The following is a 25,714-nucleotide window of genomic DNA, read 5'->3' on the forward strand; positions in this document are numbered from 1 at the left end:
GATAACTATCCCCATCGGGTTTACCCCTCGTCAGACAATGCGATGGCCGCTTCACGTTCCTGCCAACGACCCTGGCTGTCCTTGATTATTTCTCGTAGTTCTATGTGATCTTCGTAAATATTGGTGATTTTGCCGATGTTACGTCCCATGTAATTACCGACGGCAACCCGGTGGACGACACCGTCCGGGTCACGCACGATGGCCCACAGATCATCGCCATCTTCCAGCGTACCCACCATGTCCAGGCTGTCGAGTTCAAACTGCTCCAGCTCCTCGCGATTGCGATGGTGTATTTCCCGTGCCATCGCTTCGGTCAGACCGGCATCGTCGCCCTCGCCTTCGGGCTCCGGATCCTTCTTGTAAAACAGTTTGAACGGATTGCGTGCGCCTTCCTCTCCCGACTGGTAGGCATAAGCCTCATACGGCCTGATCTCCGGCAGCGGTTCGATACGACCACCGGGACGCGCGAGTACCTCCTGCGCGTAGCTTTCCAGATCGCTCATGTCGCGCGATACGCAGCCGCCCAGCAACAGACAAGCCAGGCTTAGCGAAAGGGTCAGCTTAACGCCGGCGCCTGTTTTTAGCCTTGGGCTTGTCATCCTGAATTTCCTCTTCTTCCAGCGCTCGGTAAGTCTTGGCCACGGCATTCATTGTCAACTCGTCATCATTACCGCGACTGATGGCCACATTATGCGTTGTGACAATGCGCGGCAGGGCAGCGATACCACTGACAAATTCGCCGAACTGATGGTAGTCACCAACCACACGGATTTCGATCGGCAGTTCGGCGTAGAATTCGGACGGGATTTCGTCGCCGGGCTTGAACAATTCGAATTCCAGTCCGGCCGCCAGCCCGGTTTGCGAGATGTCGACCAACAGGCCGGCCACCTCGGTCTGGTTCGGCAGCTGCCGCAACATGTCACCGAACGACTCTTCCATCTCCGTCATCTGCTGCTTCAGGGCATCCAGGTTGGCGGCTTTCTTCTGCTTGGTCTCGAAGGTCTGGCGCAGCTCCTGCTCGCGGGCCTCGGCGGCGGCCAGTTCTTCCTGCTGTTCACTGATATCGTAATGGTAGGTGGCGTAACCGATGACCGCACAGACCACCAGGATGACCACGACCTTCGCCGGCCACGGCCAGCCGCCGATATTATTGATATCGAGGTTTTTGTACTCGTCGAGGTTCATGCCTCTTCCTCTTCGCCATCGGCCTTCGGTATCACCTGGTCAAAGCGCAGGGTAAAGTTGCTGATACGCAGGCCCTCGGCGGTCTCCGCCTGAATGATGTCGAGCTTCGGGTTCTCAAGCCAATCCGAGCTTTCCAGGTTGCGCATGAAAGATGACACACGGGCATTCGACTGGGCGGCACCGTTGATGGTGATATTGGCCCCCTCCTGCTTGACGCTGGTCAGACTGACGCCTTCCGGCAGGCTGCGCACCATTTCGTCAAACAGGCGCACGATCAACGGCCGGTTGGTCTGCAATTGTTCAATCGCGCGCATGCGTGCCAGCAGGCGTTCCTTCTCGCGCTCAAGCGTTTCGATTTCCTTGATGCGCTCATCGAGCTGGCTGATCTGCTGCTCGAGAAACTGGTTACGGGTGTTTTTCTGGTAGTCGATCTTCTCGCTATAGAAAAAGTGGAAGCCATACCAGATGACCAGCGTCGCCGCGGCGGCGATGCCGAGCAAGCCGAAGAATTCGTTCTGCTGATGTTTGCGACGCTCCTGGCGCCAGGGGAGTAGATTGATCCGTGCCATCAGTCAAAACTCCGCAGGGCCAGCCCGCAGCTCACCATCATTGCCGGCGCATCATTGGCCAGTGACTGCGCCGGCACACGCGAGGCCACCGCCATGTTGGCAAACGGGTTGGCGATACTGGTCGGCAAACCGATACGTTCCTGCACCACCTCGGCAATGCCCGGGATCGACGCACAGCCGCCGGCCAGGAACAAATGATCGATACTGGATATCTGACTGGAGGAGTAAAAGAATTGCTGGGCGCGGCTGATCTGCTGCGCCATGGATTCCTTGAACGGATCCAGTACTTCCGGCTCATAGTTGTCCGGCAGACCGCCCTGGCGCTTGGCCAGGCCGGCCTCCTCGTAAGACAGGCCGTAACGGCGCTGTATTTCTTCGGTCAGTTGAATACCGCCAAAACTCTGCTCACGCGAGTAAACGATCTTCATGTTCTCAAGCACACTGAAAGTAGTCATGGTGGCACCGACGTCGGCGACCGCGACGACCTTGTCGCTGGCGTCGTCAAACATGTCACTGGCCAGCAGGCGCACGGTATTCTCCAGGGCAAAGGCCTCGACATCGATGATGCGCGCGCTCATGCCGCCGAGTTCCAGCGCCGCCACGCGGACATCGACATTGTCGCTACGCGATGCCGCCAGCAGCACGTCAACGCGCTCGGTGGTATTCTCGGAGGGGCCGAGGACTTCAAAATCGAGACTGACTTCTTCCAGTGGGAATGGAATATACTGATCGGCTTCGATCTGGATCTGGCTTTCCATGTCGTCTTCCGACAGGTTCGCGGGCATGGTGATGATCTTGGTGATCACTGCCGAGCCGGCGACGGCGGCGGCGGCCGGTTTGGTCTTGCTACCGGATTTCTTGAAAGCACGACCGATGGCCTCGCCCACCGATTCAACATCGGATATATTCTTGTCGACGACAGAATTGGACGGTAGCGGTTCAACCGAGTAGCTTTCGACACGATAACGGCCACCACTACGACTCAGCTCGAGCAGTTTGACCGCGGTAGCACTGATGTCTACACCAACCAGTGGAATCGATTTTTTACGGAACAGTGGCACGTAATTTTTCCTTGTAAAGCCCGCGCTTATCTCGCATTTATAGAATGCAGATTAACTGTTTATTGCGACTATAGCCAAGCGAAACTTAAAAAACAAATACTTTTTGCCGTTTCTTCAACGAAATACGCAAAAATGATAAGTAATTCACTCAATTTCCAAATGTAGTGACAAACAACGCCAAAACCACAATATGTTGAGATTTGCCTTTAATGCCCTGCTGGGCCTGATACTGCTCGGCGCTGCCGGTGCTGCCATCGTTGCCTTGTATATTGTCCCTCAATTGCCCGAGATCGAGCAGTTGCGCGACGTCGAATTGCAGGTGCCGCTACGCGTTTACAGCCATGATAGTTCGCTTATCGCCGAATTCGGTGAAATGCGTCGCAGTCCTGTCGATGTCGAAGATATACCGCCGCGCTTCATTCAGGCCTTCCTGGCTGCCGAGGACGATCGCTTCTTCGAACACCCGGGGGTCGACTGGCAGGGCATACTGCGCGCGGCGATCGAGCTGGTGCGCACCGGTGAAAAGACCCAGGGTGGCAGCACGATCACCATGCAGGTCGCACGCAACTTCTTTCTCAGCCGCGAGAAGTCCTACCTGCGCAAGATCAACGAGATCTTCCTGGCACTGAAGATGGAGCGCGAGCTCAGCAAGCAGGAAATCCTCGAACTGTATCTAAACAAGATCTACCTCGGTCAGCGTGCCTACGGCATCGCCGCCGCCGCCCGCGTTTACTACGGCAGCGACGTCAACGAACTGACGCTGGACCAGATGGCCTTGATCGCCGGGCTGCCGAAGGCACCGTCGACCACCAATCCGGTCACCAGCCCGGAACGCGCGCGCGATCGCCGCACCTACGTGCTCAATCGCATGAAGCAGCTCGGCTACATCGACGCGCACGAATACGGCGAAGCGGTAAACATGCCGGTTGCCGTCCAGCTGCACGGTACCCGGACCGAGTTGAATGCGCCATATGTCGCCGAAATGGTACGCAAGTACATGATCGAGACCTACGGCGAGGAGGAGACCTACACCGGCGGTTATCGCGTCTACACCACCCTCCGCGACGAACAACAGACCGCCGCCAACCAGGCGTTGCGGCAGGCCCTGCTCGACTACGATCGCCGCCATGGCTATCGCGGTCCGGAACACAACCACGAACTGCCGGCCGACGGCGACGCTGACGACTGGCGCGCACTGCTCGACAACTACTCGACGCTGGGCGGCCTGAAGCCGGCACTGGTCACTGATGTCGGTGAGAAATCGCTCAGTGTTTACGTGAAGGATGTCGGTGCCGTCGACATCGGCTGGGACGGTATGGCCTGGGCACAACCGTACAAGACCGAAAACTGGCGTGGCGCCAAGCCGGAAACCGCAGCCGATGTGGCCAGTGCCGGCGACATCGTGCGTGTGGTCGCAGCACAAGCGGCCAGCAGCGAAGAATCCACCACGGCAGAGAGCGATACCAGCGAACCACCGGAGCAGCAATGGCGCCTCAGTCAGTTGCCGGCGGTGGAGGGCGCACTGGTGTCGCTGGATCCGAGCGATGGCGCGACGCTGGCCCTGACCGGCGGCTTCGATTTCGAGCGCAGCAAGTTCAACCGCGTCACCCAGGCACGGCGGCAGCCCGGCTCCAGTTTCAAACCGTTCATCTACTCGGCTGCCCTGGCCAAGGGCTATACGCCGGCCAGCCTGATCAATGACGCACCGATCATGTTCGCCGACACCAGCATCGACGACGAGTGGCGGCCGAAAAACTACAGCGGCAAGAGCTACGGCCCGACGCGCATGCGCGAGGCATTAATCCACTCGCGCAACCTGGTCTCTATTCGGCTGCTGCACGCCGTCGGCCTGCCGTTCGCGCTGGAACACATGCGGCGGTTCGGTTTCGACACCGAAAAACTGCCGGCCAACCTGTCGCTGGCCCTGGGCAGCGGCGGTGTGACACCGTACGAGCTGGCGCGCGGCTACAGCGTATTCGCCAACGGTGGCTTCCTGGTACAACCCTATTTCATCGACCACATCGAACGCTACGACGAAGGCGAGGTATACGCGGCCGAACCGTTGCTGGCCTGCAATGAATGCGAAACCGACAATGTCACGGAGCGAACGGAAGAGGTTGAGGACGCCGCGGCCGGGGCCGATGATCCGGCCGCGGTGCTCCAGGCCGGGGCCGGGCTGACGCCATTGCCGCCGGCCCTGGATCGCTTCGCGCCGCGGACCCTGGACGCGCAGAATGCCTGGCTGATCAGCTCGATGACCCGTGACGTCGTGCGCCGCGGTACCGGCGCACGCGCCTATCGCGAACTCGGCCGCGACGATCTGTCCGGCAAGACCGGCACCACCAACGACCAGCGCGACGCCTGGTTTGCCGGCTTCAACCGCGACATCGTCACCGTCGTCTGGGTTGGTTTCGACCAGTTCCAGCCGCTTGGCAACCGCGAAACCGGTGCCAGCGCGGCGCTGCCGATGTGGATCGACCACATGCGGGTGGTGCTGGAGGGCCACGACGAGGCCATCCTGCCGCGCCCGGACGGGCTGGTAAACGCACGCATCGATCCGGACACCGGCAAGCTGGCGCGCGCCGACAACCCGGACGCCGTTTTCGAGATATTCCCGGCCGACAACGTGCCCAGTGAATACAGTCGCAGCCAACGGTCCGACAGCTACCGTGGCGGCGACGGAGACGGGGAATACTCGGATCAATTGTTCTAGCAGCAGACTATCGCCATGAGCGCACGCGCAAAATTCGTCCGCCAGGAACTGGCCCAACTCGCCGCCCGGCTGGTGGCCGTCGATGGCGTCAACGATTACCTGGTCGCCAAGCGCAAGGCCGCCGAGCGTATGGGCGTCAACAGCCGCCAGCAACTGCCCAGCAACCAGGAAATCGAGCAGGCGCTGACCGACTACCAGCGCCTGTTCCAAAGCGAATCGCAACCGGCACTGCTGGCCGAGCAGCGGCGGCTGGCGGCCCGGGCGCTGGAACTGTTCGCTGCCTACAAGCCCCGGCTGGCCGGCCCGGCGGCCGACGGCACCGCCGGCAGGCACAGCGAGGTCCAGCTGCATCTGTATGCCGACGCCATCGAGGACATCGCCGTGGAACTGATCGATCGCCAGATCCCCTACGAAAACTGCGAGCGTCGCGTGCGCCTCAATGCCGCCACGGTCAACCAGTATCCGGCCTATCGCTTTCTCGCTGAAGGCCATCCCGTGGTCCTCATCGTCTTTCCGCTTAAGGATCGCAACCAGTCGCCACTGAGCCCGACCGACGGCCGTACCATGCAACGGCTGAATCTGCACGAACTGCGCCAGCTACTCGACGCCAGCCAACCGCACGACAACGACGCCTGAACGGCCTGCCATGCAATCGAGCCAGCGTTACCTGCACATTGCGGTGGCGACACCGCTGCGCCGCACGTTCAGTTACCTGCCACCAACCGGCATCGCCGACGAACAGCTGCAACCCGGACAGCGGCTGTGGGTTCCATTCGGTCGCCAGCGCCGGGTCGGCATGCTGCTTGGACTCAGTGACCACACCGACGTCGCCGCCGCCAAACTGAAACCCGTCCAGGGTCTGATCGACGACACGCCGCTGTTCACCGGCGCCCAGCTCGATCTGCTGAAGTGGGCGAGCGATTACTACCAGCATCCCATCGGCGAGGTCATTGCCACCTGCCTGCCGGCGGAACTGCGCCACGGCAAGGCCGCGACCATCAGTGCGACCTACGGCTGGCAGTACGCCGCCGGCGACCCGGCACGCCGGCCGGACCGGCGCGCACCGCGCCAGGCCGAGCTGCTGGCCTTGTTCGAGCAACAACCGGAAGCCGTGCTTACCGCCAGCGATCTCAGCGCCGCCGGCCACGACAACTGCCACGGTCCGCTCAGGGCACTGGCCGAGCGCGGCTGGATCCGGCGCGCGCGCGTTGACGCGCCGCAAGCGGCGCCGGCCGAACTGGAAACGCCGCTGCCGCTGAACGCTGCACAACAGGTGGCACTGGAGGCGATCAGCGCGTCGCTGGGCGGCTACCGGACACACCTGCTCGACGGCGTAACCGGCAGCGGCAAGACCGAAGTCTACCTGCAGTCGGTGGCCGAAGTGCTGGCACGCGGCCAGCAGGCGCTGATCCTGTTGCCCGAGATCGGCCTGACACCGCAGCTGGTGCGCCGTTTCGAGCGCCGCTTCGGCACACGGCTGGGCGTGCTGCACTCCGGCCTGACCGATAGCGACCGCGCCAATACCTGGCTGCGCGCGCGTGCCGGCGAAGTCGATGTCGTGCTCGGCACGCGTTCGGCGGTATGGACGCCGCTGGCCCACCCCGGTCTGATCATCGTCGACGAAGAGCACGATCTCTCCTACAAGCAGCAGGACGGTTTCCGTTATCACGCCCGCGACGTCGCCATCATGCGCGGTCACCGCGAATCGCTGCCGGTCGTGCTGGGTTCGGCGACGCCGGCGCTGGAATCACTGCACAATGCCGACCAGGATCGCTACACCCACCTGTCACTGCCGCAGCGCGCCGGCAGTGCGCGCTCACCCGCCGTGCATGTGCTCGACATTCGCCAGAGCCACATGCACGGCGCCATCGCCGATCGCTTCATGAACATGCTGCGTGACAACCTCGCCGCCGGTCGCCAGTCATTGCTGTTTCTCAACCGCCGCGGCTACGCCCCGGTGGTCATGTGTCACGACTGCGGCTGGAAAGCCGAGTGCCGGCGTTGCGAAACGACCATGACCTACCACCACGGCCGCGCGCGGCTGGCCTGCCATCACTGCGGCCGCGAGCAGCCGCGGCCGTCAACCTGTCCCGACTGCCAGGGGACGCTGATCGAGGTCGGTCACGGCACCGAACGGCTGGAAGAAACGCTGGCCAAACAGCTGCCGGACGCACGCATCATCCGCATCGACCGCGACAGCACGCGCGGCCGTGGCAATCTCGAAGCGCTGCTCGAATCCGCCCACGGCGGCGCTGCCGACATCCTCGTCGGCACGCAGATGCTGGCCAAGGGCCATCATTTCCCGGGCGTGTCGCTGGTCGGCATCCTCGAGGCCGACGGCGGCCTGTTCAGCAGTGACTTCCGCGCGCTGGAACACCTGGCACAGCTGATCGTTCAGGTCAGTGGCCGCGCCGGCCGCGCCGAACATCCGGGCGAGGTTGTCATCCAGACACATCATCCCGAGCACGCGCTGCTGCGCACACTGACCGAGCACGGCTACGGTGCGTTTGCCCAGGCGGCTTTGCGCGAACGTGAACAGCTCGAACTACCGCCGTACAGTTACCTGGCACTGCTACGCGCCGAAGCCAAGCAACTACAACACGTCAGCCAGTTTCTCGAGCAGGCACGCGACTGCCTGCCACGGCAGGCCGAGGTTTACGCCCTCGGACCGGTGCCGGCACCACGGCCGCGGCGCGCCGGATTTCAGCGCCAGCAACTACTGCTACAGGCCGGCGATCGAACACACCTGCGCCGCATCCTTGGCAACTGGCTGCAGGATGTCGAACAACTCACGAGCAGCAAAAAGGTACGCTGGTCGATCGACGTCGATCCGCAGGAGCTCGGATGATTGATAAACGTTCCTCGTCACTCGTCGCTCGTTCCTCGTAAAAACGCGGACAAGCGACGTCCTTGCTGTGATAACTGCCCCTGGCCCGGAGACGAATCTTCCACGGGAACTATTCTGCCCCGAACCTAATATCGAGGCACGAGGAACGAGGAACGAGTTAGACCTTCTCGCTCCCACGGCAAGAGAGTATGATTGCGCCTTTTTATGAAACAGCATATCAATCAACTCGTGACCCAGGCGCTGGAACGGCTGGCTGCTGGCGGCAGCCTGACTTTGCCTGCCGATCTGACGGTGCAGATCGAGCGTACGCGCACACGCGAACACGGTGACTTCGCCAGCAATGCGGCCATGATCCTGGCCAAGCCGGCCGGCATGAAACCACGCGACCTGGCCGCGCAAATCGTCGAACAGCTACCGACCTCGGAGCAGGTCGCACGGGTCGAAATCGCCGGGCCCGGTTTCATCAATTTCTTTCTGACGCCGGCCGCCTACCAGGCGCTGGTGCCACTCATCATCGAATCCGGCGCCGCCTACGGCCGCTCGGATCAGTACCGCGATACACCGGTGATGGTCGAGTTCGTCTCCGCCAACCCGACCGGCCCCTTGCATATCGGCCACGGCCGCGGCGCCGCCGTCGGCGACTGCCTATGCCGGCTGCTGGCGGCCAATGGCTACCCGGTGACGCGCGAGTTTTATTACAACGACGCCGGCCAGCAGATCAACAACCTGGCCCTGTCGGTACAAGCCCGCGCCCGTGGTGTGACACCGGACGATCCTGACTGGCCCGCCGATGGCTATCGTGGCGAATACATCAGCGACGTCGCCCGCGCCTACATGCAGGGCGAGAGCGTGCACGCCGAGGACCGCGACATTAGCGCTGCCGCCGATGCCGAAGATCTTGAGGCCATTCGCGCGTTCGCTGTCGCCTATTTGCGGCGCGAGCAGGATGCCGACCTGAAGGCGTTCGCCGTGCACTTCGACAACTACTATCTGGAATCATCGCTGTACGACGACGGCCGGGTTGAACAGACGGTCGCGCAACTGATCGCCAGCGGCCACACCTACGAGCAGGACGACGCGCTGTGGCTGCGCACCACTGACTTTGGCGACGACAAGGACCGCGTCATGCGCAAGTCCGACGGCAGTTATACCTATTTCCTGCCGGACGTGGCCTATCACGTCTACAAGTGGCAGCGTGGTTTCAGACGCGTAATCAACGAGCAGGGCGCCGATCATCACTCCACTATCACCCGGGTGCGCGCCGGTCTGCAGGCATTGGACATCGGTATTCCGGAACACTGGCCGGAATACGTGCTGCATCAGATGGTCACGGTCATGCGCAGCGGCGAGGAAGTCAAAATATCCAAGCGCGCCGGTTCCTATGTAACGCTGCGCGATTTGATCGACGAAGTCGGCTGTGACGCCACGCGCTATTTTCTGGTGGCACGCAAGTCCGACTCGCAACTGACCTTCGATATCGATCTGGCCAAGTCGCAATCCAACGACAACCCGGTCTACTACATCCAGTATGCCCACGCGCGCATCTGCAGCGTCTTCCGGCAGCTGGCCGAGCGCGAGCTGGCGTATGACCAGACGCGTGGACTGGCTGCCGTTGAGCGCCTCGACAGCGCCGAGGAACAGACTCTGCTAGTCAGCCTGTCGCGTTACCCCGAGGTCATCGAGGCGGCCGCCAACACGCTGGAACCGCATCTGCTTGCCTATTATCTACGTGACCTGGCGGGTGAGTTTCATGTTTACTATAACTCGCAGCAGTTCCTGGTCGACGACGCGTCGCTGCGCGATGCCCGCCTGAGCCTGGCCAGTGCGGTACGTCAGGTACTCGGCAACGGTCTGGAACTGTTGGGCGTCTCAGCCCCGGAAAGCATGTAAATGGCACGTGATTACAAAAACCGCTCGAGTCGCAAGAACGGCGGCAGCCGCGTTGCCGGCCTGGTGACATTTATCGCCGGCCTGGTCACCGGTCTATGCGTGGCGATCGGCTTCGTGCTGGTCAAAGGCCTGCCCGATTTGCTGTCGACAAACGACAAGCAGCAACCCGTGGTAATAACCACGGCACCCGGCAAGGACGAGCGCCAGAAAGGCACGGAACAATCCTCGGAACAGGCTGCGAAAAAGACCGCCGACAGTGCGCCGCCGTCACCCCGGTTCGACTTCTACACCATCCTGCCGGAAATGGAAGTCAGCGTACCGGAATGGGAAAGCGAAACCAGTGAACGCGGCGGCGACGAAAACACCGCCGCCGAAACCGGTCCCGTCAGCAGCCCGGATGAGGCAGAAAGCTACATCCTGCAGATCGGCTCCTTCCGCGAGCCGGACGAAGCCGAGCGCGTCAAGGCCCAGCTCGCCATGCTGGGCATCACCACCGAGGTCCAGCGGGTGGTCATCGATGGCGGCGATGTCTGGCACCGTGTTCGTGCCGGCCCTTACGACAAGGCTGACGAACTCAAGCAGACGCGCCAGCGCCTTATCGAAAACGATATTGATTTCATGCTGCTACGGCTGAAACAGGACACCGGCTGAAGCGGGCAGGTAGCCGGGCCTCTCCCGGCGTACCGAATACACCGCCTGGCACAAGCTTGACTGGAGCGGGTGATGGGAATCGAACCCACATTAAAGGCTTGGGAAGCCTCCGTTCTACCATTGAACTACACCCGCGGCGTTTCGACACCTGATTATACCTGTTCATGTGTCTGTGCACAGGACCTGTGAACCGGGTCACAGGACGTCACCCGGGCAGGCGCCGAGATGCTGGCGACGTCGTTGAATTAAGCTAATATAGTTGCTTCTTTGGGGGGAAGCACACCGGAGCCTGACGGCGCCGGTGATGTGTATCAATTATCGTATTCAATAGCAGGCTGTTCGATCGGGCTTGATGCCCGGTCTATGCAACGGGAACTACGGAACTGGATAACACCGGCATGAATCGCTCGAATCCCGTCGTGGTTGTGGTCGATGACAGTCCATCGGTCAAGTCGCTGTTCGAGCACAGTACCGCTAGTCTGGGCGTCGAGTTGAAAACGTTCAGCTCGGCCGCCAGTTCGCTGGCCTATCTGAACAGTCAGAAACCGGCCCTGCTGTTTCTCAACATCATCATGCCGGACAAGGATGGCCTGACTTTCCTGCGTGAACTGCGCGGTAATCCACTGCATGAAGATACTGCGGTGATTATGATAAGCTCCAAGGATTACGCGCAGGATCGTCATGCCGCGTGGGAGCTAGGCGCACTGGAGTTCATATCCAAACCCATGCCCATGCAGGCGATTACTGAAGCCGTCAAAAAACATATCAGCTAACCACGCAAGCCGACTGATCAGATGAGCGAAGCCTATCTGCGTTTCTGGGGGGTACGCGGTTCGTACTCGGCCCCGTTTGCGTCGCATCTTGATGTCGGCGGCAATACATCCTGTGTTGAAATTCGTGCCGATGGCCACCTGCTGGTGTGTGATGCCGGCACCGGCATCATTCCCTTTGGCCAGCATTTAATGCAACAGGACGGCATTCGCGAAATGCTGGTCATCCTCACGCACTACCACTGGGATCACGTCTGTGGCCTGCCGTTTTTTCTGCCAGCCTTTGCCGAGGACTGGCGACTGAATTTCTTTGGTCCCGGTCAGAATGCCGGCGAGATCGAACGCCATGTATCAGCACAAATGCGGGCGCCCTATTTTCCGGTCAGCACCGACACCTGGCACGCCGCAGTGGATTACCTGCAACCGCCCGGCGGCAACCTGGAACACGGTCCCTTCCGGATCAGCTACCAGAACGTCCATCACCCGGGTATAACCTACGGCTATCGGATCAATCTCAATGGCAAGGTCATCGTTTACATTTCCGATAACGAATGCCTGTTTCTCAACAAGTCCATCGAACAGCGCTACCAGGAATTCAACAGCGAGGAACAGCGTTTATATGATTCGATGAAACGCGAGGAATACGACTCGGCGCTACAATTCATGCAGGGCGCCGACATCCTCATACACGATGCCCAGTACACGCCGGAAGATTACGAGAAAAAACGCGGCTGGGGACATTCGTGCTACATCGACACGGTTAACTCCGCTATCGACGCCGGAGTAGGGCAGCTGTACCTGTACCACCACGATCCGAATTACGACGATGAACGCATCAACGCGATTCACCAGGACTGCCTGCGCATCATCGCCGAACGCCAGTCAGCGCTGGACTGTCATATAGCACGCGAAGGCCTGACACTGGACCTCGCCTGAAGCCCTTACAGCAACCCGACACCACACCGTCGTCATGCAAATACTGGTCAATGGAGAAACCACACCGCTGGCCGATCACAGCAGTCTCGCCGATCTGATTCGCGAACTGGGCCTGAGCGGCCGCCTGGCGGTCGAGGTCAACCGAGAGATCGTGCCGCGCAGCCAATTCGAACGACATGTGCTGGAGGAGGGCGATCGCGTCGAGATCGTCAACGCCATCGGCGGCGGCTGACGCCGGGCCTGTTATAATGCCGTCTTTTTACCGCTATTGCCGTCTACCATGACTGACACCGCCCGCAAACCGGACAACGCCGACGCCCTGATCATCGATGGCCATGCCTATCACTCGCGCCTGCTGGTGGGCACCGGCAAGTACCGCGACCTGGAGCAGACCCGACTGGCAATCGAGGCCAGCGGCGCGGCGATCGTGACCGTCGCCATCCGCCGCTCCAACATCGGCCAGAATCCCGATGAACCGAACCTGCTCGACGTCATCCCGCCCGAGCGCTACACCATCCTGCCGAACACCGCCGGCTGTTATGACGCCGACAGCGCGGTGCGCACCTGCCGGCTGGCGCGCGAACTGCTCGACGGCCACAACCTGGTCAAGCTCGAGGTGCTCGGCGACGAGAAAACCCTGTACCCGGACGTCGGTGCCACGCTCGAGGCCGCGGCAACGCTGATCGCCGACGGCTTCCGCGTCATGGTCTATACCAACGACGACCCGATCGTCGCCCGACGGCTGGAGGAACTCGGCTGCATTGCGGTCATGCCGCTGGCCGCGCCGATCGGCTCGGGGCTCGGCATCCGCAACCCCTACAACATCAAGACCATCATCGACAACGCCAATGTCCCGATCCTGGTCGACGCCGGGGTCGGTACCGCCTCCGACGCCGCGATCGCCATGGAAATCGGCTGCGATGGCGTGCTCATGAACACGGCCATTGCCGAGGCGCGCGACCCGGTGCTCATGGCCGGCGCCATGCGCAAGGCGATCGAGGCCGGCCGCGAAGCCTTTCTCGCCGGCCGCATGCCGCGCCGCGCCTACGCCAGCGCGTCCTCGCCGATCGACGGCAGTTTTCTGTAACCCCGTGAGCGAGTCGCCGAAGCGTCTGATCCGCAGTTTCGTCCGCCGCGAGGGCCGCATGACCCGAGCCCAGGAGCAGGCATTCGAACGCTTCTGGCCGCACTACGGCGTCGAGTTCAGTTCCATACCGGTCAAGCCGCAGGATCTGTTCGATCGCACCGCGCCGCTGACGCTGGACATCGGCCCGGGCATGGGCCTGACTACGGTCAGCCTGGCGGCGGTCCATCCCGAGCGCGACTACCTGGCCGTGGAGGTTCACCGACCGGGCATCGGCAGCCTGCTGCACCACGCCGGCCGCGCCGGTCTCACGAATCTGCGCGCACTCAGTCACGACGCCGTCGAGGTGATTCATGACATGCTGTCGGACGCCAGCCTCGACCAGGTACTCATACTGTTTCCGGATCCGTGGCCGAAGAAACGCCACCATAAAAGACGCCTGCTGAACGCCGAATTCGCCCGGCTGCTGCGACCGAAGCTGAAGGCCCACGCGCTGGTTTACGTGGCTACCGACTGGCAGGATTATGCTGAGCAGATCCCGTCGCCGTTCGAGGACAATGGCTACGTCAACCTGGCCGGTGCCGGGCGGGCATCGCCGCGGCCGCGCTGGCGGCCACTGACCAAGTTCGAACAACGCGGCCTCGGCCGCGGCCATTCAGTGCGCGATTTCGTTTTCTGTCGCAGCAACAGTGTCGGCACCGGCTAGCAGTTCGCGGAAATCCGCCACCGCCGGGAAGTCGGCCGCGGCGCGCGGCGGCTGACGACTGTCCGGCTGGGCAATCGACAGCAGGTGGGCAATACCGAACGCGCGCGCCGTCATCAGCACCTGGTTGTTGTCATCGATCAGCAGCGTTTGCGGTGGCGTGAACGGTTGCTGCTGCTGCAACCGTGACCAGAACGCGGCGGCCTCCTTCGGCTCACCGAGCGCATGGGCCGAGACCAGTGCCTCGAAATGCCGCGCCAGATCGGTGCGCGCCAGCTTGTAATCGAGCACATCGGGATGCGCATTGGTCACCAGTATGCGCCGCTTGCCCATACGGCCGAGCGCCTCCAGAAAAATTTCCGCATGCGGGCGCAGACCGATGAGATGCTGCAGGTCATCCTTCAGGGACAACACGTCCAGCTCCAGCTCGCGTGACCAGAAGTCGAGACAGTACCACGCCAGTGTCCCCTCAAGTTCACGAAACCTCGGCACCAGGATTTCGTGGGCTGCGGCCAGCGGCATGCCACGCTGTTCCGCCCAGCAGGCGGGCAGGTGTTGCTGCCAGAAATAATTATCGAAGTGCAGATCAAGGAGCGTGCCGTCCATATCGAGCAGCACGGTGTCGACGGCTGACCAGTCAAATGCCATAAAGATCCTCTGGGTCGACTACGGCGATACGTTTCGCCATGCCGCGGCGGGTCGCGTACAATAATGGCCCTATATTATGCCGAATCAAGCCAGCGAACACAGTCCGGACAGCGCACGGCAACCCGCCGCACTGCTCGCCGATGTCCGCCGCATCGCCTACGACGCGGCCGCCCGCATCCTCACGGTTTACGACACCGACTTTGCCGTCGAACACAAGGACGACCGCAGTCCGTTGACCGAGGCCGACATGGCCGCACACCAGAGCATCGTGCAGGGGCTTAAGGCGCTGACGCCGGATATTCCGATCCTGTCAGAGGAATCGACCGCGATCGCCTACAGTACCCGGCGAGACTGGCGGCAATACTGGCTGGTCGATCCGCTCGACGGCACGCGCGAGTTCGTCAAACGCAATGGCGAATTCACCGTCAATATCGCCCTGATCGACAATCACCTGTGCACGCTCGGCGTCGTACTGGTGCCGGTGACCGGCGTATGCTACTACGCGGCACGCGACTACGGCGCTTTCAAGGTGTCGCCCGGCCAGGAGGCCCGCGCCATCCACACGCGCCCGGCTCAGCCGGATAATCTTGCCATTGCCGGCAGCCGCTCACACGGCAGCGAGCAGTTCCAGTCCTTCCTGCAGCAGCTGGGCGAAGCAGAAGTTGTCACGGTCGGCAGTTCACTCAAATCCTGCCTGATAGCGGAAGGCGAGGTCGATCTGTACCCGCGTTTCGGTCCCACATCGGAGTGGGATACTGCAGCCTCACAATGCGTGGTCGAGCAGGCCGGCGGCCTGGTCACGGATATGCAGCTACAGCCGCTGCGCTACAACACCAAGGACTCGCTTCTGAACCCGAGTTTTCTCGTTATCGGCGATCCGACATACGACTGGACCCCTTACCTCGGCCACTTAAACGCCGATTAGTCCCGACCCGGGACAGTCTCAGTTCCCGTCAATATCGGCATAGGTCGTTACCTGATTACGACCCTGTCGCTTGCTGTAGTAAAGCGCTCGATCGGCAAGTTCGAGTATATCCTCGGGCGTATGCGAATCAACCGGGTAACTGGCCATGCCGATACTGACTGAAAGCGGCAATGTTTTCTTGGGCACCGAGAATTTCACGTCAGCGACCGCCTCATGAATACGTTCGCCGACTTCGCACGCCTGCTCGGCATCGGTCTCCGACAGGAAGACAATGAATTCATCGCCGCCGTAACGCGCCAGAATATCGGTCTCGCGCAGATTGTGCTTGATGGTATCGGCCAGCGTTTGGAGCATTTTATCTCCCAGGTCATGACCATATTCGTCATTGACGACTTTCAGGTTGTCAGCATCGATCATCATCACGGTAAACGAGTGCGAATAACGCACCGCCTTCAGGATTTCGCGTGTTGATAACTTGTTATAGGCGCGCTTGTTGAGCAGGCCGGTCATATCGTCAGTTTCCGACAGATGTTCGAACATCTGTCGGGCAAAGTGCAGGTCTGCCGACAGCATGGCGATCAGATATCCAACCAGCAGAAACGGCGCGAACTGGATCATCAACTGTGTGAAATCAGTCAGCGCGAATTCACGGGCGTTAAACGCCGGATAGCCCAGATACAGGTACAAGCAGGTGATGAGCGCAAACTCGAGCAGCGTGGTCATTTTGCCCAGCGTCAAACCACTGGTAATAATCACAAGCAGGTACAGATGCAGCAACGGGCTTTCATTACGGCCGGTATAAAGACAGACCCAGGTAATGAAAGCGATCATCACCCATGTTTCAATCGCGATCTTCCAGCGCGCATCAATCTCGCGAAAATTGATATAACGAAAGAGCAGTACGAACGCGGCAAAGCTGACCATCGCGACAACGACCATGAACGGGTCGACGACCAGCGTGCCCGGCGCAATGAAATAGAGCAGAACAAGAATCAGCAACAGCCATTCAAGCTCGGCGACGCTGCGGGAAAAGCCCCTGAGCTCTACCTGCTCGACGCTGAAGAGTTCGGCAAGACGAAACTTGTTGTCTGGCTGATTCATAAAAACAGCAAATTCCCCCGATATTCTTTTTTTAACTCAACAAAGCGCCCTGTTGACTGATGATGCTTTGCTGTATCGGCAAGGCTGTATAGATACGATTGTATTCATACATTAATGGAAACCGTGGGAACTGGCTAGGGAGATTGCGTTTAAATTTGACATAAAACACGTCCCCGGGCCGGAACACCGCAACATAAAACAGGCGAGATCCAGGGCGAGCGGCGGCGAGCACGCTGGGGGGCGGCATGGACTGGCGTACGGTGCCGAACACAATGGCGGAGAATTATTAAGGGATGATGGCTAAGGGATGGTGGCCGGGGACAGAATCGAACTGCCGACACAGGGATTTTCAGTCCCCTGCTCTACCAACTGAGCTACCCGGCCAACTTTTACTACTCATGACGAATCCGGATTACGTGGCGCCCGGACTGAAAATGGATTTACAGCCCTGCCTACCCTGTCTCTACGCGACCCCGCTACCCGGCCAAATTTTACTACTCATGACAGAATCCGGATTACGTGGCGCCCGGACTGAAAATGGATTTACAGTCCGGCCTACCCTGTTGCTGTGTGACCCCGCTACCCGGCCAAATTTTTATTTTGGATGGTTGTTCGGACATTTTGCTTATGCCCGGAACTGATAACGGAGTTTCAGCCCTGCCTACCCTGTCACTGCGCGACCCTGCCACACCGAACAGGTGTTTTTTCTGATACTGCGGGCGGGGCGGGCGATGCGAAGGGCGTATTAAAGCCATCGACGGCGCGTCCGTCAAGCCATAACCGACCCGGATTGCCAATTTTCAGCCATGGCCGGCGTTTTACTGTTCCGATTCGGGCGGCACGTAGCCTTCCGGCGCGGCCGATCCTTCACCGAAGAAGAATTTTTCCATTTCCTGTTCGAGGAAGGCACGGGCCTTCGGCTCGATCGGCGTCAGCCGGTTTTCGTTGATCAGCATGGTCTGGTGGTTGAGCCACTCGTTCCAGGCTTCCTTGGAAACGTTTTCATAGATCCGCTTGCCGAGCTCGCCCGGATACGGCTGGCGTTCCAGACCCTCGGCCTGTTTACCCAGTTTTACGCAATGCACCATGTGCGCCATCTTGATTCTCCTGTTGTTGCGTCTGCAGCGATGCCAGCAGAGACCGTATCGGTGCCGGCAGGCCCAGCCTCAACGCCGCATCCAGGCTGTACCAGTCTCCGGATGCAGCGTCGGCAACCCGTCGCGGGCGCCGGATTACGGCCTGTAGCGGCACGAGCTGCAGGCGAAAGTGTGTAAATGCATGTTCGATCGGCGCCAGCGGTTCCGCCGTCCCGGTCAGCCCGTATCCCGCCAGCCAGTCGCGGCAGCTTGCTTCGTCCGGCCATTCCGGCAGGCACCAGAGGCCGCCCCAGATGCCGGTCGGCGCGCGCCGGGTCAGCATAATCTTGCCGGCGTTGTTCCAGAGTACGGCGAACACCCGTCGGCGCTGCGGCTTTTGTCGCTGTGGCCGGGCGCCCGGATAGTCCCCGACCCGGCCAGCGGCATACGCCTGGCAATCACCGGCCAGCGGGCAGGTCTCGCAACCCGGCCGGCGGCGCGTACAGACGGTCGCGCCGAGGTCCATGATCGCCTGGGTATAGGCCGCCACGTCGCGTTGTGGCGTCTCCTGCTCGGCCAGTGTCCACAACTGCCGCGCCACCGCGGTCTCGCCCGGCCAACCGGGCACGGCATGATACCGTGCCAGCACGCGTTTCACATTACCGTCGAGTATCGCTTCCGGCTGACCGTCGGTCTGCGCCACGATCGCCGCCGCCGTCGAGCGGCCGATACCGGGCAGGGTTTCCAGCGGCGCCCGCTGTGTCGGCAACCGGCCGCGGTGCTCGTCGCGGACGAGCCGCGCTGCCCGGTGCAGGTTACGGGCACGGGCGTAATAACCGAGCCCGCTCCAGTGTGCCAGTACATCATCCAGCGGCGCATCGGCCAGTGCCCTGACGCTCGGAAAGGCGCGCATGAACCGCTGAAAGTAGGGGATCACGGTCGCCACCTGGGTCTGCTGCAGCATGATCTCGGCGACCCAGACGCGATAGGCGATGCGGTTGCGCGAACCGCTGCGCCGCTGCCAGGGCAGATCATGGCGGCCATGCCGTTTTGCCCAGCGTAACAGCCGGGGCGCTATGGCGGCGGTCATTCGGGTATCTGCTCGCGCGTCAGTTGCTCGATGTTGAGTACGGTGCGTTCGGCTTCCTCGCGCATGCGCCTTTTCATCATCCATGTGCCGATCACCGGCGGCACCCAGAAATCCGGTTCGAGAGTGCATTGAAACGTCACCCGGGTACCACCATTGACGGCGCTAACCCGCCACACCGATTCACCGTAACGGTAATCGCTCGGCCCCGGGACGATGCGGGTGTGTACGCTGGTGTCGCTTTCGATGATATCTTCGACCATGGTGGCCTCGAAACAGAAAAACCAGACACAGGTTTCGGTGACCAGCCGCCGGCGGATACCGGCGTCGTGCTCGAGTTCGCTGCTGTCGGTGATGGTACGGCTGATGCGCGTCAGCCGATCGTAGTCGGTGACGATGGCGTAAACCGCCGCCGGATCGCTGTCGATGCGCATGCTGAGGTCGAGCCGGTAGCGGCCGTTGTCATACACGACCTCGGCGTCTTCCACCGTTCCGGCCTGGACGTCTGCTGACAGCAGCGCCAGGCCGGCCAGCAACAGGCCGCTGGCCGTCGCAGCACTAGAAACCGAGCGCGTCCTTGAGCTTGTCGCCGGCACCTTCACCGAGCTCTTCTTCCAGCTTCTTCTTGATCTTTTCCTCGGCCTTTTCGGTCTGTTCATCAATCGCCTTGTCGACCTTGGCCTTGACCAGCCCCTGGAAGTCGGGCTTGCAGCCGGGCTCGGCAAACGTGCCCTGGCAGCGCACCGGCACGGTATAGCCGCCGACCGCATCCAGACCTTCACCGCCCTGGCCCTTGGTGGTCTTCGCCACACTCGCCTTGACCGTGTAGTCGATCGCTTCACTGACCAGGCTGGCCTCGCCGGCACCGGCGACACGCAACGCCGGCGACTTGGCGCTGAGATCATCGTTTTTGATCACGCCATCCTTGATGTTCAGCGTCGCGGTCATCTCCGAGAAGTCGGTCTGTTCCGATTCCGGCACTTCCTTGAGGCTCTGGCCCTCGAGGACAGCGTTGGCCTGGCGCAGGATATGGCCCAGATTGATGCCCTTGTAGGCACCGTTCTTGAACAGCAAGTCGGCGGTACCGCCAAGGGTCTTCTTCATGGCCTCGGCGTCGCCACCGCGGGCATTGAGATCGGCGTTGATATCGGCTGTACCGGTCAGCTTGGCGTCACCGGTCATGTCGTCGAGCAACGGCTCGATGTTGACCCCAGCCAGCTTGGTGGTGAACTGTACACGCGGCTGTTCGCCGGTAGCATTGAGATTCACCGCGCCATCGTAACTGCCGTCATACAGCTTGGCGTTGACCGGCGACAGGGCGATAACACCATTCTGGGCATTCAGCGCCAGGCTGACATCGCTCAGCTTCGCCTTGTTGATAGTCAGCTGACCGATTTTCAGATTGCCCTTTATGTCCAGGGCCCGCAGCGTCTCCAGCGGCAACTCGGCGGCCGCGCCCGCGCCCGCGGTCTCCGGAGTCGCCGGCGCCTCTTCCTCGCCCTCGGCCGGCGGCGGCAGGTAGCGGTCGGCGTTGATCTGATCAATATTCAGATCGAAACGCAGCGCCTGGTTGGCAATGTTGGCGATACTCAAGCTGCCGTTGGCCTTGGTATCATCCAGCGTCAGGCTCAGGTTGCTCAGGCTGACGCTGTTGGCCGTGCCGGCGTAGTCGCTTTCCAGCGCCAGTTTTGTCAGCACCTTCTCGTCGGCAGTCCTGGGCGGCTCGATGGCCAGCTCCTGCATCAGCTTGCGCGGATTGAACTCGGCCAGTTGCAGCTTGCCGTTGTAGCTCGGCTGGTTGAGCAGGTTCTTGGCGCTGACCATCAGCCTGGCATCAAGACCGAGGCCACTGATATCGAACTGGCCGTTGACGGCCGGGTTGTCGGTATCAGTCTGCGCGGCATTCAGTTCGCCGGCCAGCTCGGCCCCGAGCAGGGCAACTTCCAGCTCCGAGATCTGCGCGGTGCCGGCATTGGCATCGGCATCGAAGTTGGCATTCAGGCTGAACTCGGCCGGCTTGTCTTCCAGCTGCGCGGCCAGTTCGCCCTGGTCGAGCGCCTTCAAAAGCGCGGGCAGGCTGTCGCCGGAAATGCGGAAGAAGCCTTTAAGTCCCGGCACCCGGCGGTCGATATTCTGCGCCTCTATGTCCCCTTCGACGCGCGTGTTCAGCGCGGTCAGTGACAGGGCTCGCACACTGGCACTATTGTTTTTCAGATCCGCGGCAAGGGTATCGGCACTCAGGTCAATCGTGGCGTTGCCACCGGGCAGCTGCGGCCCCTCAAGGTTGGACTCCAGTGTCAGCGGTGCCAGCTGGTACTGCTGTTGCTCCAGGTCATAGCTGACCGTACCGGCCAGAGCCAGTGTTCCCTTGAGTTCCGGATCGCTGGCCTCGAAAGCCAGGTCCAGATCGATATCGATCGGTTCGCCCGGCTTCAGTGCGCCGGTCTCTAGATTCAGATCCTCGATGAGATAACGCTGATCGTTCTGTTTATCAACCCAGCTGACACGACTGTCGCTGATATCCAGGCCACCGACGGCCAGGCCCGCGAGTGCCAGGCCTGATTGCTCATCGCTTTGCGGCTCGGCCGGCGCCTGTTCGGCTGCCTTGATCAAGTCATCCCAGTTCGTGCGTCCCTGCGCATCGCGGGCGAGATTGGCATCCAGCCGATCGATGATCACAGTGCCCATCTCGATTTCCTTGCGCAAAAGCGGCAACAGCTTGACCCGAACCTCGATGCCCTCGGCCTGCACCATGGGCGCTTCACCGAAGCCCTCGGCATTGCTGAACACCAGCTTGCCGGTGGTCACACCGAGCCAGGGAAACACGGTGATACTGAGATCGCCAGGAATTTGCAGGTCGCGACCGGTCTGTTTTTTTACCAGTGCGGCAATATCATCCTTGTAATCATTCGGATCGACATACATCGGAATAATGACTGCGGCGGCGGCGATAACAACCACCAGCACACCGATAAGGCCGAGCAGGATTTTCAGCAGTCCTTTCATGAAAGTCACCTAGTCTGGAAAATTCATCATGTCGTGTTTTGCAGACGCTCGCGCGCCCGCCGGGCTGCGGCGCGCACCTGGTCCGGTGCCGTTCCACCGGGATGACGTCGCGCTGCCACTGAAGCTTCCAGCGACAGCTGATCGAAAATATCCTCGTCGATGGCACTACAGTACTGGCGCAGTTCCGCCAGCGGCAGATCGACGAGATCCTTGCCGGCGGCCAGTGCGTGGCTGACGATCTGGCCGACGATGGCATGAGCGTCGCGGAACGCGATGCCCTTTTCCACCAGATAGTCCGCCAGGTCGGTGGCCGTCGCCAGACCGCGACGCGCGGCCTCACGCATGGCGTCCGGCTTGACGGTAATGGCCGGGATCAGGGCGGCGTAGATCTTGACGCTGGCACGCACGGTATCGATCGCGTCAAACAGCGGTTCCTTGTCTTCCTGGTTATCGCGGTTATAGGCCAGCGGCTGGGCTTTCATCAGCGTGAGCAACGCCATCAGGTCTCCATACACCCGACCGGTTTTACCGCGCACAAGTTCCGGGATATCCGGATTCTTTTTCTGCGGCATGATCGACGATCCGGTGCAGAAAGCATCGTCGATGTCGATGAAACCGAACTGCTGCGACATCCACAACACCAGCTCTTCCGACATGCGCGACAGGTGCATCATGATAAGCGACGCACAGCTGGAAAATTCAATGGCGAAGTCACGATCGCTGACCGCGTCCAGCGAGTTCTCGCAGATACCGTCGAAGCCGAGCTGTTCGGCACTGTCGTAACGATCAATCGGGAAGCGCGTACCGGCGAGTGCCGCCGCGCCCAGTGGCGAGACGTTCATGCGCCGGCGACAGTCGACCAGCCGGCTGCGGTCGCGATACAGCATCTCGAACCAGGCCAGCATGTGGTGGCCGAAGCTGACCGGCTGGGCGGTCTGCAGGTGCGTGAAGCCGGGAATGATCGTGTCGGCCTCACGCTCGGCGACGTCGACGAGCGCCGTCATCATCCGGTCCAGGTCGACCGTCAGTTCATCGATCTCGTTGCGCAGGTACAGGCGTATATCGGTGGCGATCTGGTCGTTGCGCGAGCGGCCGGTGTGCAGTTTCTTGCCGACATCGCCGATACGCTCGGCCAGCCGTGCCTCAATATTCATGTGCACGTCCTCGAGCGCGTTGCTCCAGGCGAATTCACCGCGGGCAATGTCGGTGCCTATATCCTTCAGGCCCTTGATGATCTGGTCGCGCTCCGCCTCGGTCAGCGTGCCCACCCGGGCCAGCATGGTCACGTGGGCGATGGAGCCGTCGATGTCGCAGGCCGCCAGGCGCTTGTCAAAGTCGACCGAGGCGGTGAATTCTTCGACGAGTTCGTCGGTGGAGGCGCTGAAACGGCCACCCCACAGCTTGCCGGATTCCGAGAAGGCGCTCATGCTGGCATCATTCGAGTGTTTGAGAATTGAACAGGGACTAGTATAACCCAGACCCATGAGCCTACGCTGCCCGGTGGATCACAATCGGGCAGCCGGCCCGGTGTCGCTAACGGAATAACAACAACCGCCATGACCCGTCCGAGCCGCCAGTACAGCGCTTTCCTGCCGGATTTCTGCGGCGTGCGCATGGCTGTCGCCGTCATCCTCATCGCCGAGCTGCTGGCCATCGTGCTGACGCTGGCGGACCTGGCCGTCCACGGCAACGCCTTCGAGACACTGGCACTGAATTCGCTGTTCATCCAGTGGGTGGCGCTTGGCTGTATCGCCATCCTGTGCCTGCTGCGCGACCGGCTGAACCGGCTGCCCGACGTCTGGAGCACGGCGCTAAGCTACCTGGTCATGCTCGCGGTGACGCTGGCGGTCACCGAAATCGCCTGGTGGCTGCTGTACATGCTGCCGGGCGAGCGGGCGCTGCTGGAGACCGGCCATGGCCTGTTTCTGAGCCGCTGTCTCGGCATCAGCGCCATCGTCTCGGCGCTGGCACTGCGCTATTTCTACGTCCAGCACCAGTGGCGTCAGCACGTCCGGTCCGAGGCCGAGGCGCGGCTGCAGGCGCTACAGGCCCGCATCCGGCCACACTTCCTGTTCAACTGCATGAACACGATCGCCAGCCTGACCCGGCGCGAACCGTTGCTGGCCGAACAGGCGATCGAGGACCTGGCCGACCTGTTCCGGCTCAACCTGCAGGAATCCAAGCCCTGGGTGACCGTGGCCGAGGAGCTCGACCTGTGCCAGCGTTACCTGCGCATCGAGCAACTGCGCCTCGGCCAGCGCCTGCGCCTTGAGTGGGACATCGACGCGCTGCCGGCGGACGCCTGCATTCCGGCGCTGGTGCTCCAGCCGCTGCTGGAAAACGCCGTTTACCATGGCATCGAACCACAGCCGAACGGCGGCTGCATCCAGATCCGCGGCACCTGCACAGCCGGCCGCTTGAGCATCACGGTCGACAACCCGGTGCCGACCCAGCGCAGCAACCACTCAGGCAACCAGATGGCCCAGGAAAACACCCGCCAACGCCTGACCAGCGCCTTCGCCGAGCGCGGCCGGCTGACCAGTGAACAGCAAGACGGCCGCTACCGCACCCACGTTGTCTTTCCGGAGGTCTACGAACCGTGCGCATCCTGATCGCCGACGACGAACAGCCGGCACGTGAACGCCTGCGCGCACTGGTCGAGGACATCGGCGGCCACGATGTTGTCGCCGAGGCCGGCAACGGCATCGAAGTCATCGCCCAGCTGGAGCCGGCACAACCGGACGTGGTGCTGCTGGACATCCGCATGCCGGGCATGGACGGCCTGGAGACCGCCGATCACCTCAGCAAACTGACGCCGGCCCCGGCAGTGATCTTCACCACGGCCTACCAGGACCACGCGCTGGCGGCGTTCGAGTCAAACGCCGTCGATTACCTGCTGAAACCAATCCGGCGCGACCGCCTGGCGCAGGCGTTCGCGCGCGCCGAGGTCGTCAGCCGCGGACGGCTGGCCGAGATCCGCCGCGAGGAAAATTCGAATGTCGCGCGCAGCTACCTGAGTGCTGTGATCCAGGGTCGCATTCAGCTCGCCTCGCTGGCCGATATTCGCTACTTCCGGGCCGAGCAGAAATACGTCACCGCCGCCTGGCCGGACGGCGAACTGCTGCTGGATGAATCGCTGAAACAGCTGGAAGACGAATTCGGCGACCAGTTCCTGCGCATCCATCGCAATGCACTGGTAGCACTGCGGCACGTTGAAGCGTTAAAACGTGACAACGACGGCAACAATGAAATCCATCTGCGCGACATGGACACCGCGCTCAAGGTCAGCCGCCGGCATCTCAGCCAGGTGCGCAAGCGGTTACGAGGGCTTGGGTGAGGTTGGTGATTGGTGATTGGTGATTGGTGAGTTGGTCTCTAGATTCTAACGCAACAGTTCATTAAAGGCTTCGAATGGTGTTTGCGCATCAAGTACTTTGCGGGGACGGCCATTCAATCGGTCC

24 protein-coding genes and 2 tRNA genes are annotated in these 25,714 nt (G+C 61.3%); 13 read left to right on the forward strand and 13 right to left on the reverse strand.

Translation table 11 applies throughout. From position 1 onward, the window contains the following. Window positions 1-20: 20 nt before the first annotated feature. From J2T55_RS10730 to J2T55_RS10745, 4 genes are read right to left on the reverse strand one after another with little or no spacing between them, the layout of a single operon-like run. Complete coding sequence (locus J2T55_RS10730; protein WP_259056459.1) at window positions 21-599, reverse strand: pilus assembly protein PilP; 579 nt, start codon at window positions 597-599, stop codon at window positions 21-23. After that, window positions 562-1,185, reverse strand: coding sequence for a type IV pilus inner membrane component PilO (locus tag J2T55_RS10735; RefSeq protein ID WP_259056461.1), 624 nt, complete (start codon window positions 1,183-1,185; stop codon window positions 562-564). The genes J2T55_RS10730 and J2T55_RS10735 overlap by 38 nt, the downstream gene beginning before the upstream one ends. After that, entirely contained in the window at window positions 1,182-1,754 is a 573-nt protein-coding gene (locus J2T55_RS10740; RefSeq protein ID WP_259056464.1) for a PilN domain-containing protein, read from the reverse strand. Before J2T55_RS10740 ends, J2T55_RS10735 begins: the two co-directional genes overlap by 4 nt. Further along, a complete protein-coding gene (locus J2T55_RS10745) occupies window positions 1,754-2,815 on the reverse strand; it encodes a pilus assembly protein PilM (RefSeq protein WP_259056467.1) in 1,062 nt (353 codons plus the stop codon). Before J2T55_RS10745 ends, J2T55_RS10740 begins: the two co-directional genes overlap by 1 nt. Before the next feature lie 190 nt (window positions 2,816-3,005). On the opposite strand from J2T55_RS10745, the gene J2T55_RS10750 reads away from it, so the two are divergent. The 5 genes from J2T55_RS10750 (at window position 3,006) to J2T55_RS10770 (ending at window position 10,917) form a co-directional block, all read left to right on the forward strand. Beyond that, window positions 3,006-5,528, forward strand: coding sequence for a penicillin-binding protein 1A (locus tag J2T55_RS10750; RefSeq protein WP_259056469.1), 2,523 nt, complete (start codon window positions 3,006-3,008; stop codon window positions 5,526-5,528). 15 nt (window positions 5,529-5,543) lie between these two features. After that, the gene (locus J2T55_RS10755; RefSeq protein ID WP_259056472.1) at window positions 5,544-6,164 is read left to right on the forward strand and encodes a hypothetical protein; all 621 of its coding nucleotides are present in this window, start codon (window positions 5,544-5,546) and stop codon (window positions 6,162-6,164) included. A 10-nt stretch (window positions 6,165-6,174) separates the two neighbouring features. Further along, window positions 6,175-8,376 (forward strand): primosomal protein N', encoded by a 2,202-nt coding sequence (locus J2T55_RS10760; protein ID WP_259056482.1) that lies wholly within the window; start codon window positions 6,175-6,177, stop codon window positions 8,374-8,376. Between the two features lie 204 nt (window positions 8,377-8,580). Further along, window positions 8,581-10,266 (forward strand): arginine--tRNA ligase, encoded by a 1,686-nt coding sequence (argS, locus tag J2T55_RS10765; RefSeq protein WP_259056486.1) that lies wholly within the window; start codon window positions 8,581-8,583, stop codon window positions 10,264-10,266. Next, the gene (locus tag J2T55_RS10770; protein ID WP_259056505.1) at window positions 10,267-10,917 is read left to right on the forward strand and encodes an SPOR domain-containing protein; all 651 of its coding nucleotides are present in this window, start codon (window positions 10,267-10,269) and stop codon (window positions 10,915-10,917) included. A 61-nt stretch (window positions 10,918-10,978) separates the two neighbouring features. Here the strand turns inward: J2T55_RS10770 and J2T55_RS10775 are convergent. Further along, a tRNA-Gly gene (locus J2T55_RS10775) sits at window positions 10,979-11,052 on the reverse strand. A 263-nt stretch (window positions 11,053-11,315) separates the two neighbouring features. Between J2T55_RS10775 and J2T55_RS10780 the strand changes: the two genes are divergently transcribed. From J2T55_RS10780 to trmB, 5 genes are read left to right on the forward strand one after another with little or no spacing between them, the layout of a single operon-like run. Continuing rightward, on the forward strand, window positions 11,316-11,690 hold the full coding sequence (locus J2T55_RS10780; protein ID WP_259056507.1) for a response regulator: 375 nt from the start codon (window positions 11,316-11,318) through the stop codon (window positions 11,688-11,690). 21 nt (window positions 11,691-11,711) lie between these two features. Further along, window positions 11,712-12,623, forward strand: coding sequence for an MBL fold metallo-hydrolase (locus J2T55_RS10785; protein ID WP_259056509.1), 912 nt, complete (start codon window positions 11,712-11,714; stop codon window positions 12,621-12,623). Window positions 12,624-12,657: 34 nt separating this feature from the next. Then, window positions 12,658-12,855 (forward strand): sulfur carrier protein ThiS, encoded by a 198-nt coding sequence (gene thiS / locus J2T55_RS10790; RefSeq protein ID WP_259056511.1) that lies wholly within the window; start codon window positions 12,658-12,660, stop codon window positions 12,853-12,855. A gap of 48 nt (window positions 12,856-12,903) precedes the next feature. Next, window positions 12,904-13,710: a thiazole synthase gene (locus J2T55_RS10795; RefSeq protein ID WP_259056513.1), complete on the forward strand. Its 807-nt coding sequence runs from the start codon at window positions 12,904-12,906 to the stop codon at window positions 13,708-13,710. 58 nt (window positions 13,711-13,768) lie between these two features. Further along, on the forward strand, window positions 13,769-14,413 hold the full coding sequence (gene trmB / locus J2T55_RS10800) for a tRNA (guanosine(46)-N7)-methyltransferase TrmB (protein WP_259056547.1): 645 nt from the start codon (window positions 13,769-13,771) through the stop codon (window positions 14,411-14,413). Here trmB and yrfG read toward each other — a convergent pair. After that, complete coding sequence (yrfG, locus tag J2T55_RS10805) at window positions 14,363-15,058, reverse strand: GMP/IMP nucleotidase (RefSeq protein ID WP_259056521.1); 696 nt, start codon at window positions 15,056-15,058, stop codon at window positions 14,363-14,365. The genes trmB and yrfG overlap by 51 nt on opposite strands. Window positions 15,059-15,134: 76 nt before the next feature. Between yrfG and cysQ the strand changes: the two genes are divergently transcribed. Then, window positions 15,135-15,983: a 3'(2'),5'-bisphosphate nucleotidase CysQ gene (gene cysQ, locus J2T55_RS10810; protein WP_259056522.1), complete on the forward strand. Its 849-nt coding sequence runs from the start codon at window positions 15,135-15,137 to the stop codon at window positions 15,981-15,983. An 18-nt stretch (window positions 15,984-16,001) separates the two neighbouring features. On the opposite strand, the gene J2T55_RS10815 is transcribed toward cysQ, so the two are convergent. The 7 genes from J2T55_RS10815 to argH all read right to left on the reverse strand — a co-directional run bounded on the left by J2T55_RS10815 (window position 16,002) and on the right by argH (window position 23,680). Continuing rightward, window positions 16,002-17,084, reverse strand: coding sequence for a GGDEF domain-containing protein (locus tag J2T55_RS10815; RefSeq protein WP_259056524.1), 1,083 nt, complete (start codon window positions 17,082-17,084; stop codon window positions 16,002-16,004). Window positions 17,085-17,392: 308 nt separating this feature from the next. Beyond that, a tRNA-Phe gene (locus J2T55_RS10820) sits at window positions 17,393-17,468 on the reverse strand. Between the two features lie 434 nt (window positions 17,469-17,902). Further along, window positions 17,903-18,181, reverse strand: coding sequence for an oxidative damage protection protein (locus tag J2T55_RS10825; RefSeq protein WP_259056534.1), 279 nt, complete (start codon window positions 18,179-18,181; stop codon window positions 17,903-17,905). Beyond that, the gene (mutY, locus tag J2T55_RS10830) at window positions 18,147-19,250 is read right to left on the reverse strand and encodes an A/G-specific adenine glycosylase (RefSeq protein ID WP_259056536.1); all 1,104 of its coding nucleotides are present in this window, start codon (window positions 19,248-19,250) and stop codon (window positions 18,147-18,149) included. The genes J2T55_RS10825 and mutY overlap by 35 nt, the downstream gene beginning before the upstream one ends. Further along, window positions 19,247-19,843, reverse strand: a complete 597-nt coding sequence (locus J2T55_RS10835; RefSeq protein WP_259056538.1) for an SRPBCC family protein — start codon at window positions 19,841-19,843, stop codon at window positions 19,247-19,249. Before J2T55_RS10835 ends, mutY begins: the two co-directional genes overlap by 4 nt. Then, complete coding sequence (locus J2T55_RS10840) at window positions 19,806-22,253, reverse strand: AsmA family protein (RefSeq protein ID WP_259056539.1); 2,448 nt, start codon at window positions 22,251-22,253, stop codon at window positions 19,806-19,808. Before J2T55_RS10840 ends, J2T55_RS10835 begins: the two co-directional genes overlap by 38 nt. Window positions 22,254-22,279: 26 nt before the next feature. Next, window positions 22,280-23,680: an argininosuccinate lyase gene (argH, locus tag J2T55_RS10845; protein WP_259056540.1), complete on the reverse strand. Its 1,401-nt coding sequence runs from the start codon at window positions 23,678-23,680 to the stop codon at window positions 22,280-22,282. Between the two features lie 129 nt (window positions 23,681-23,809). On the opposite strand from argH, the gene J2T55_RS10850 reads away from it, so the two are divergent. Beyond that, complete coding sequence (locus J2T55_RS10850; protein WP_259056542.1) at window positions 23,810-24,865, forward strand: sensor histidine kinase; 1,056 nt, start codon at window positions 23,810-23,812, stop codon at window positions 24,863-24,865. Continuing rightward, on the forward strand, window positions 24,853-25,590 hold the full coding sequence (locus tag J2T55_RS10855; RefSeq protein ID WP_259056544.1) for a LytR/AlgR family response regulator transcription factor: 738 nt from the start codon (window positions 24,853-24,855) through the stop codon (window positions 25,588-25,590). Before J2T55_RS10850 ends, J2T55_RS10855 begins: the two co-directional genes overlap by 13 nt. The last annotated feature ends 124 nt before the right edge of the window (window positions 25,591-25,714 follow it).

The organism is Methylohalomonas lacus, assembly GCF_024808875.1.
In the GTDB taxonomy this organism is placed as follows: Bacteria; Pseudomonadota; Gammaproteobacteria; order Methylohalomonadales; family Methylohalomonadaceae; genus Methylohalomonas; species Methylohalomonas lacus.

Excerpts from the sequence above, each read along its gene's own strand:
- J2T55_RS10730 (WP_259056459.1), bottom strand. The coding sequence starts at position 599 with ATGACAAGCCCAAGGCTAAAAACAGGCGCCGGCGTTAAGCTGACCCTT.
- J2T55_RS10735 (WP_259056461.1), bottom strand. The coding sequence starts at position 1,185 with ATGAACCTCGACGAGTACAAAAACCTCGATATCAATAATATCGGCGGC.
- J2T55_RS10740 (WP_259056464.1), bottom strand. The coding sequence starts at position 1,754 with ATGGCACGGATCAATCTACTCCCCTGGCGCCAGGAGCGTCGCAAACAT.
- J2T55_RS10750 (WP_259056469.1), top strand. The coding sequence starts at position 3,006 with ATGTTGAGATTTGCCTTTAATGCCCTGCTGGGCCTGATACTGCTCGGC.
- J2T55_RS10755 (WP_259056472.1), top strand. The coding sequence starts at position 5,544 with ATGAGCGCACGCGCAAAATTCGTCCGCCAGGAACTGGCCCAACTCGCC.
- J2T55_RS10760 (WP_259056482.1), top strand. The coding sequence starts at position 6,175 with ATGCAATCGAGCCAGCGTTACCTGCACATTGCGGTGGCGACACCGCTG.
- argS (WP_259056486.1), top strand. The coding sequence starts at position 8,581 with ATGAAACAGCATATCAATCAACTCGTGACCCAGGCGCTGGAACGGCTG.
- J2T55_RS10770 (WP_259056505.1), top strand. The coding sequence starts at position 10,267 with ATGGCACGTGATTACAAAAACCGCTCGAGTCGCAAGAACGGCGGCAGC.
- J2T55_RS10780 (WP_259056507.1), top strand. The coding sequence starts at position 11,316 with ATGAATCGCTCGAATCCCGTCGTGGTTGTGGTCGATGACAGTCCATCG.
- J2T55_RS10785 (WP_259056509.1), top strand. The coding sequence starts at position 11,712 with ATGAGCGAAGCCTATCTGCGTTTCTGGGGGGTACGCGGTTCGTACTCG.
- thiS (WP_259056511.1), top strand. The coding sequence starts at position 12,658 with ATGCAAATACTGGTCAATGGAGAAACCACACCGCTGGCCGATCACAGC.
- J2T55_RS10795 (WP_259056513.1), top strand. The coding sequence starts at position 12,904 with ATGACTGACACCGCCCGCAAACCGGACAACGCCGACGCCCTGATCATC.
- trmB (WP_259056547.1), top strand. The coding sequence starts at position 13,769 with ATGACCCGAGCCCAGGAGCAGGCATTCGAACGCTTCTGGCCGCACTAC.
- yrfG (WP_259056521.1), bottom strand. The coding sequence starts at position 15,058 with ATGGCATTTGACTGGTCAGCCGTCGACACCGTGCTGCTCGATATGGAC.
- cysQ (WP_259056522.1), top strand. The coding sequence starts at position 15,135 with ATGCCGAATCAAGCCAGCGAACACAGTCCGGACAGCGCACGGCAACCC.
- J2T55_RS10815 (WP_259056524.1), bottom strand. The coding sequence starts at position 17,084 with ATGAATCAGCCAGACAACAAGTTTCGTCTTGCCGAACTCTTCAGCGTC.
- J2T55_RS10825 (WP_259056534.1), bottom strand. The coding sequence starts at position 18,181 with ATGGCGCACATGGTGCATTGCGTAAAACTGGGTAAACAGGCCGAGGGT.
- mutY (WP_259056536.1), bottom strand. The coding sequence starts at position 19,250 with ATGACCGCCGCCATAGCGCCCCGGCTGTTACGCTGGGCAAAACGGCAT.
- J2T55_RS10840 (WP_259056539.1), bottom strand. The coding sequence starts at position 22,253 with ATGAAAGGACTGCTGAAAATCCTGCTCGGCCTTATCGGTGTGCTGGTG.
- argH (WP_259056540.1), bottom strand. The coding sequence starts at position 23,680 with ATGAGCGCCTTCTCGGAATCCGGCAAGCTGTGGGGTGGCCGTTTCAGC.
- J2T55_RS10850 (WP_259056542.1), top strand. The coding sequence starts at position 23,810 with ATGACCCGTCCGAGCCGCCAGTACAGCGCTTTCCTGCCGGATTTCTGC.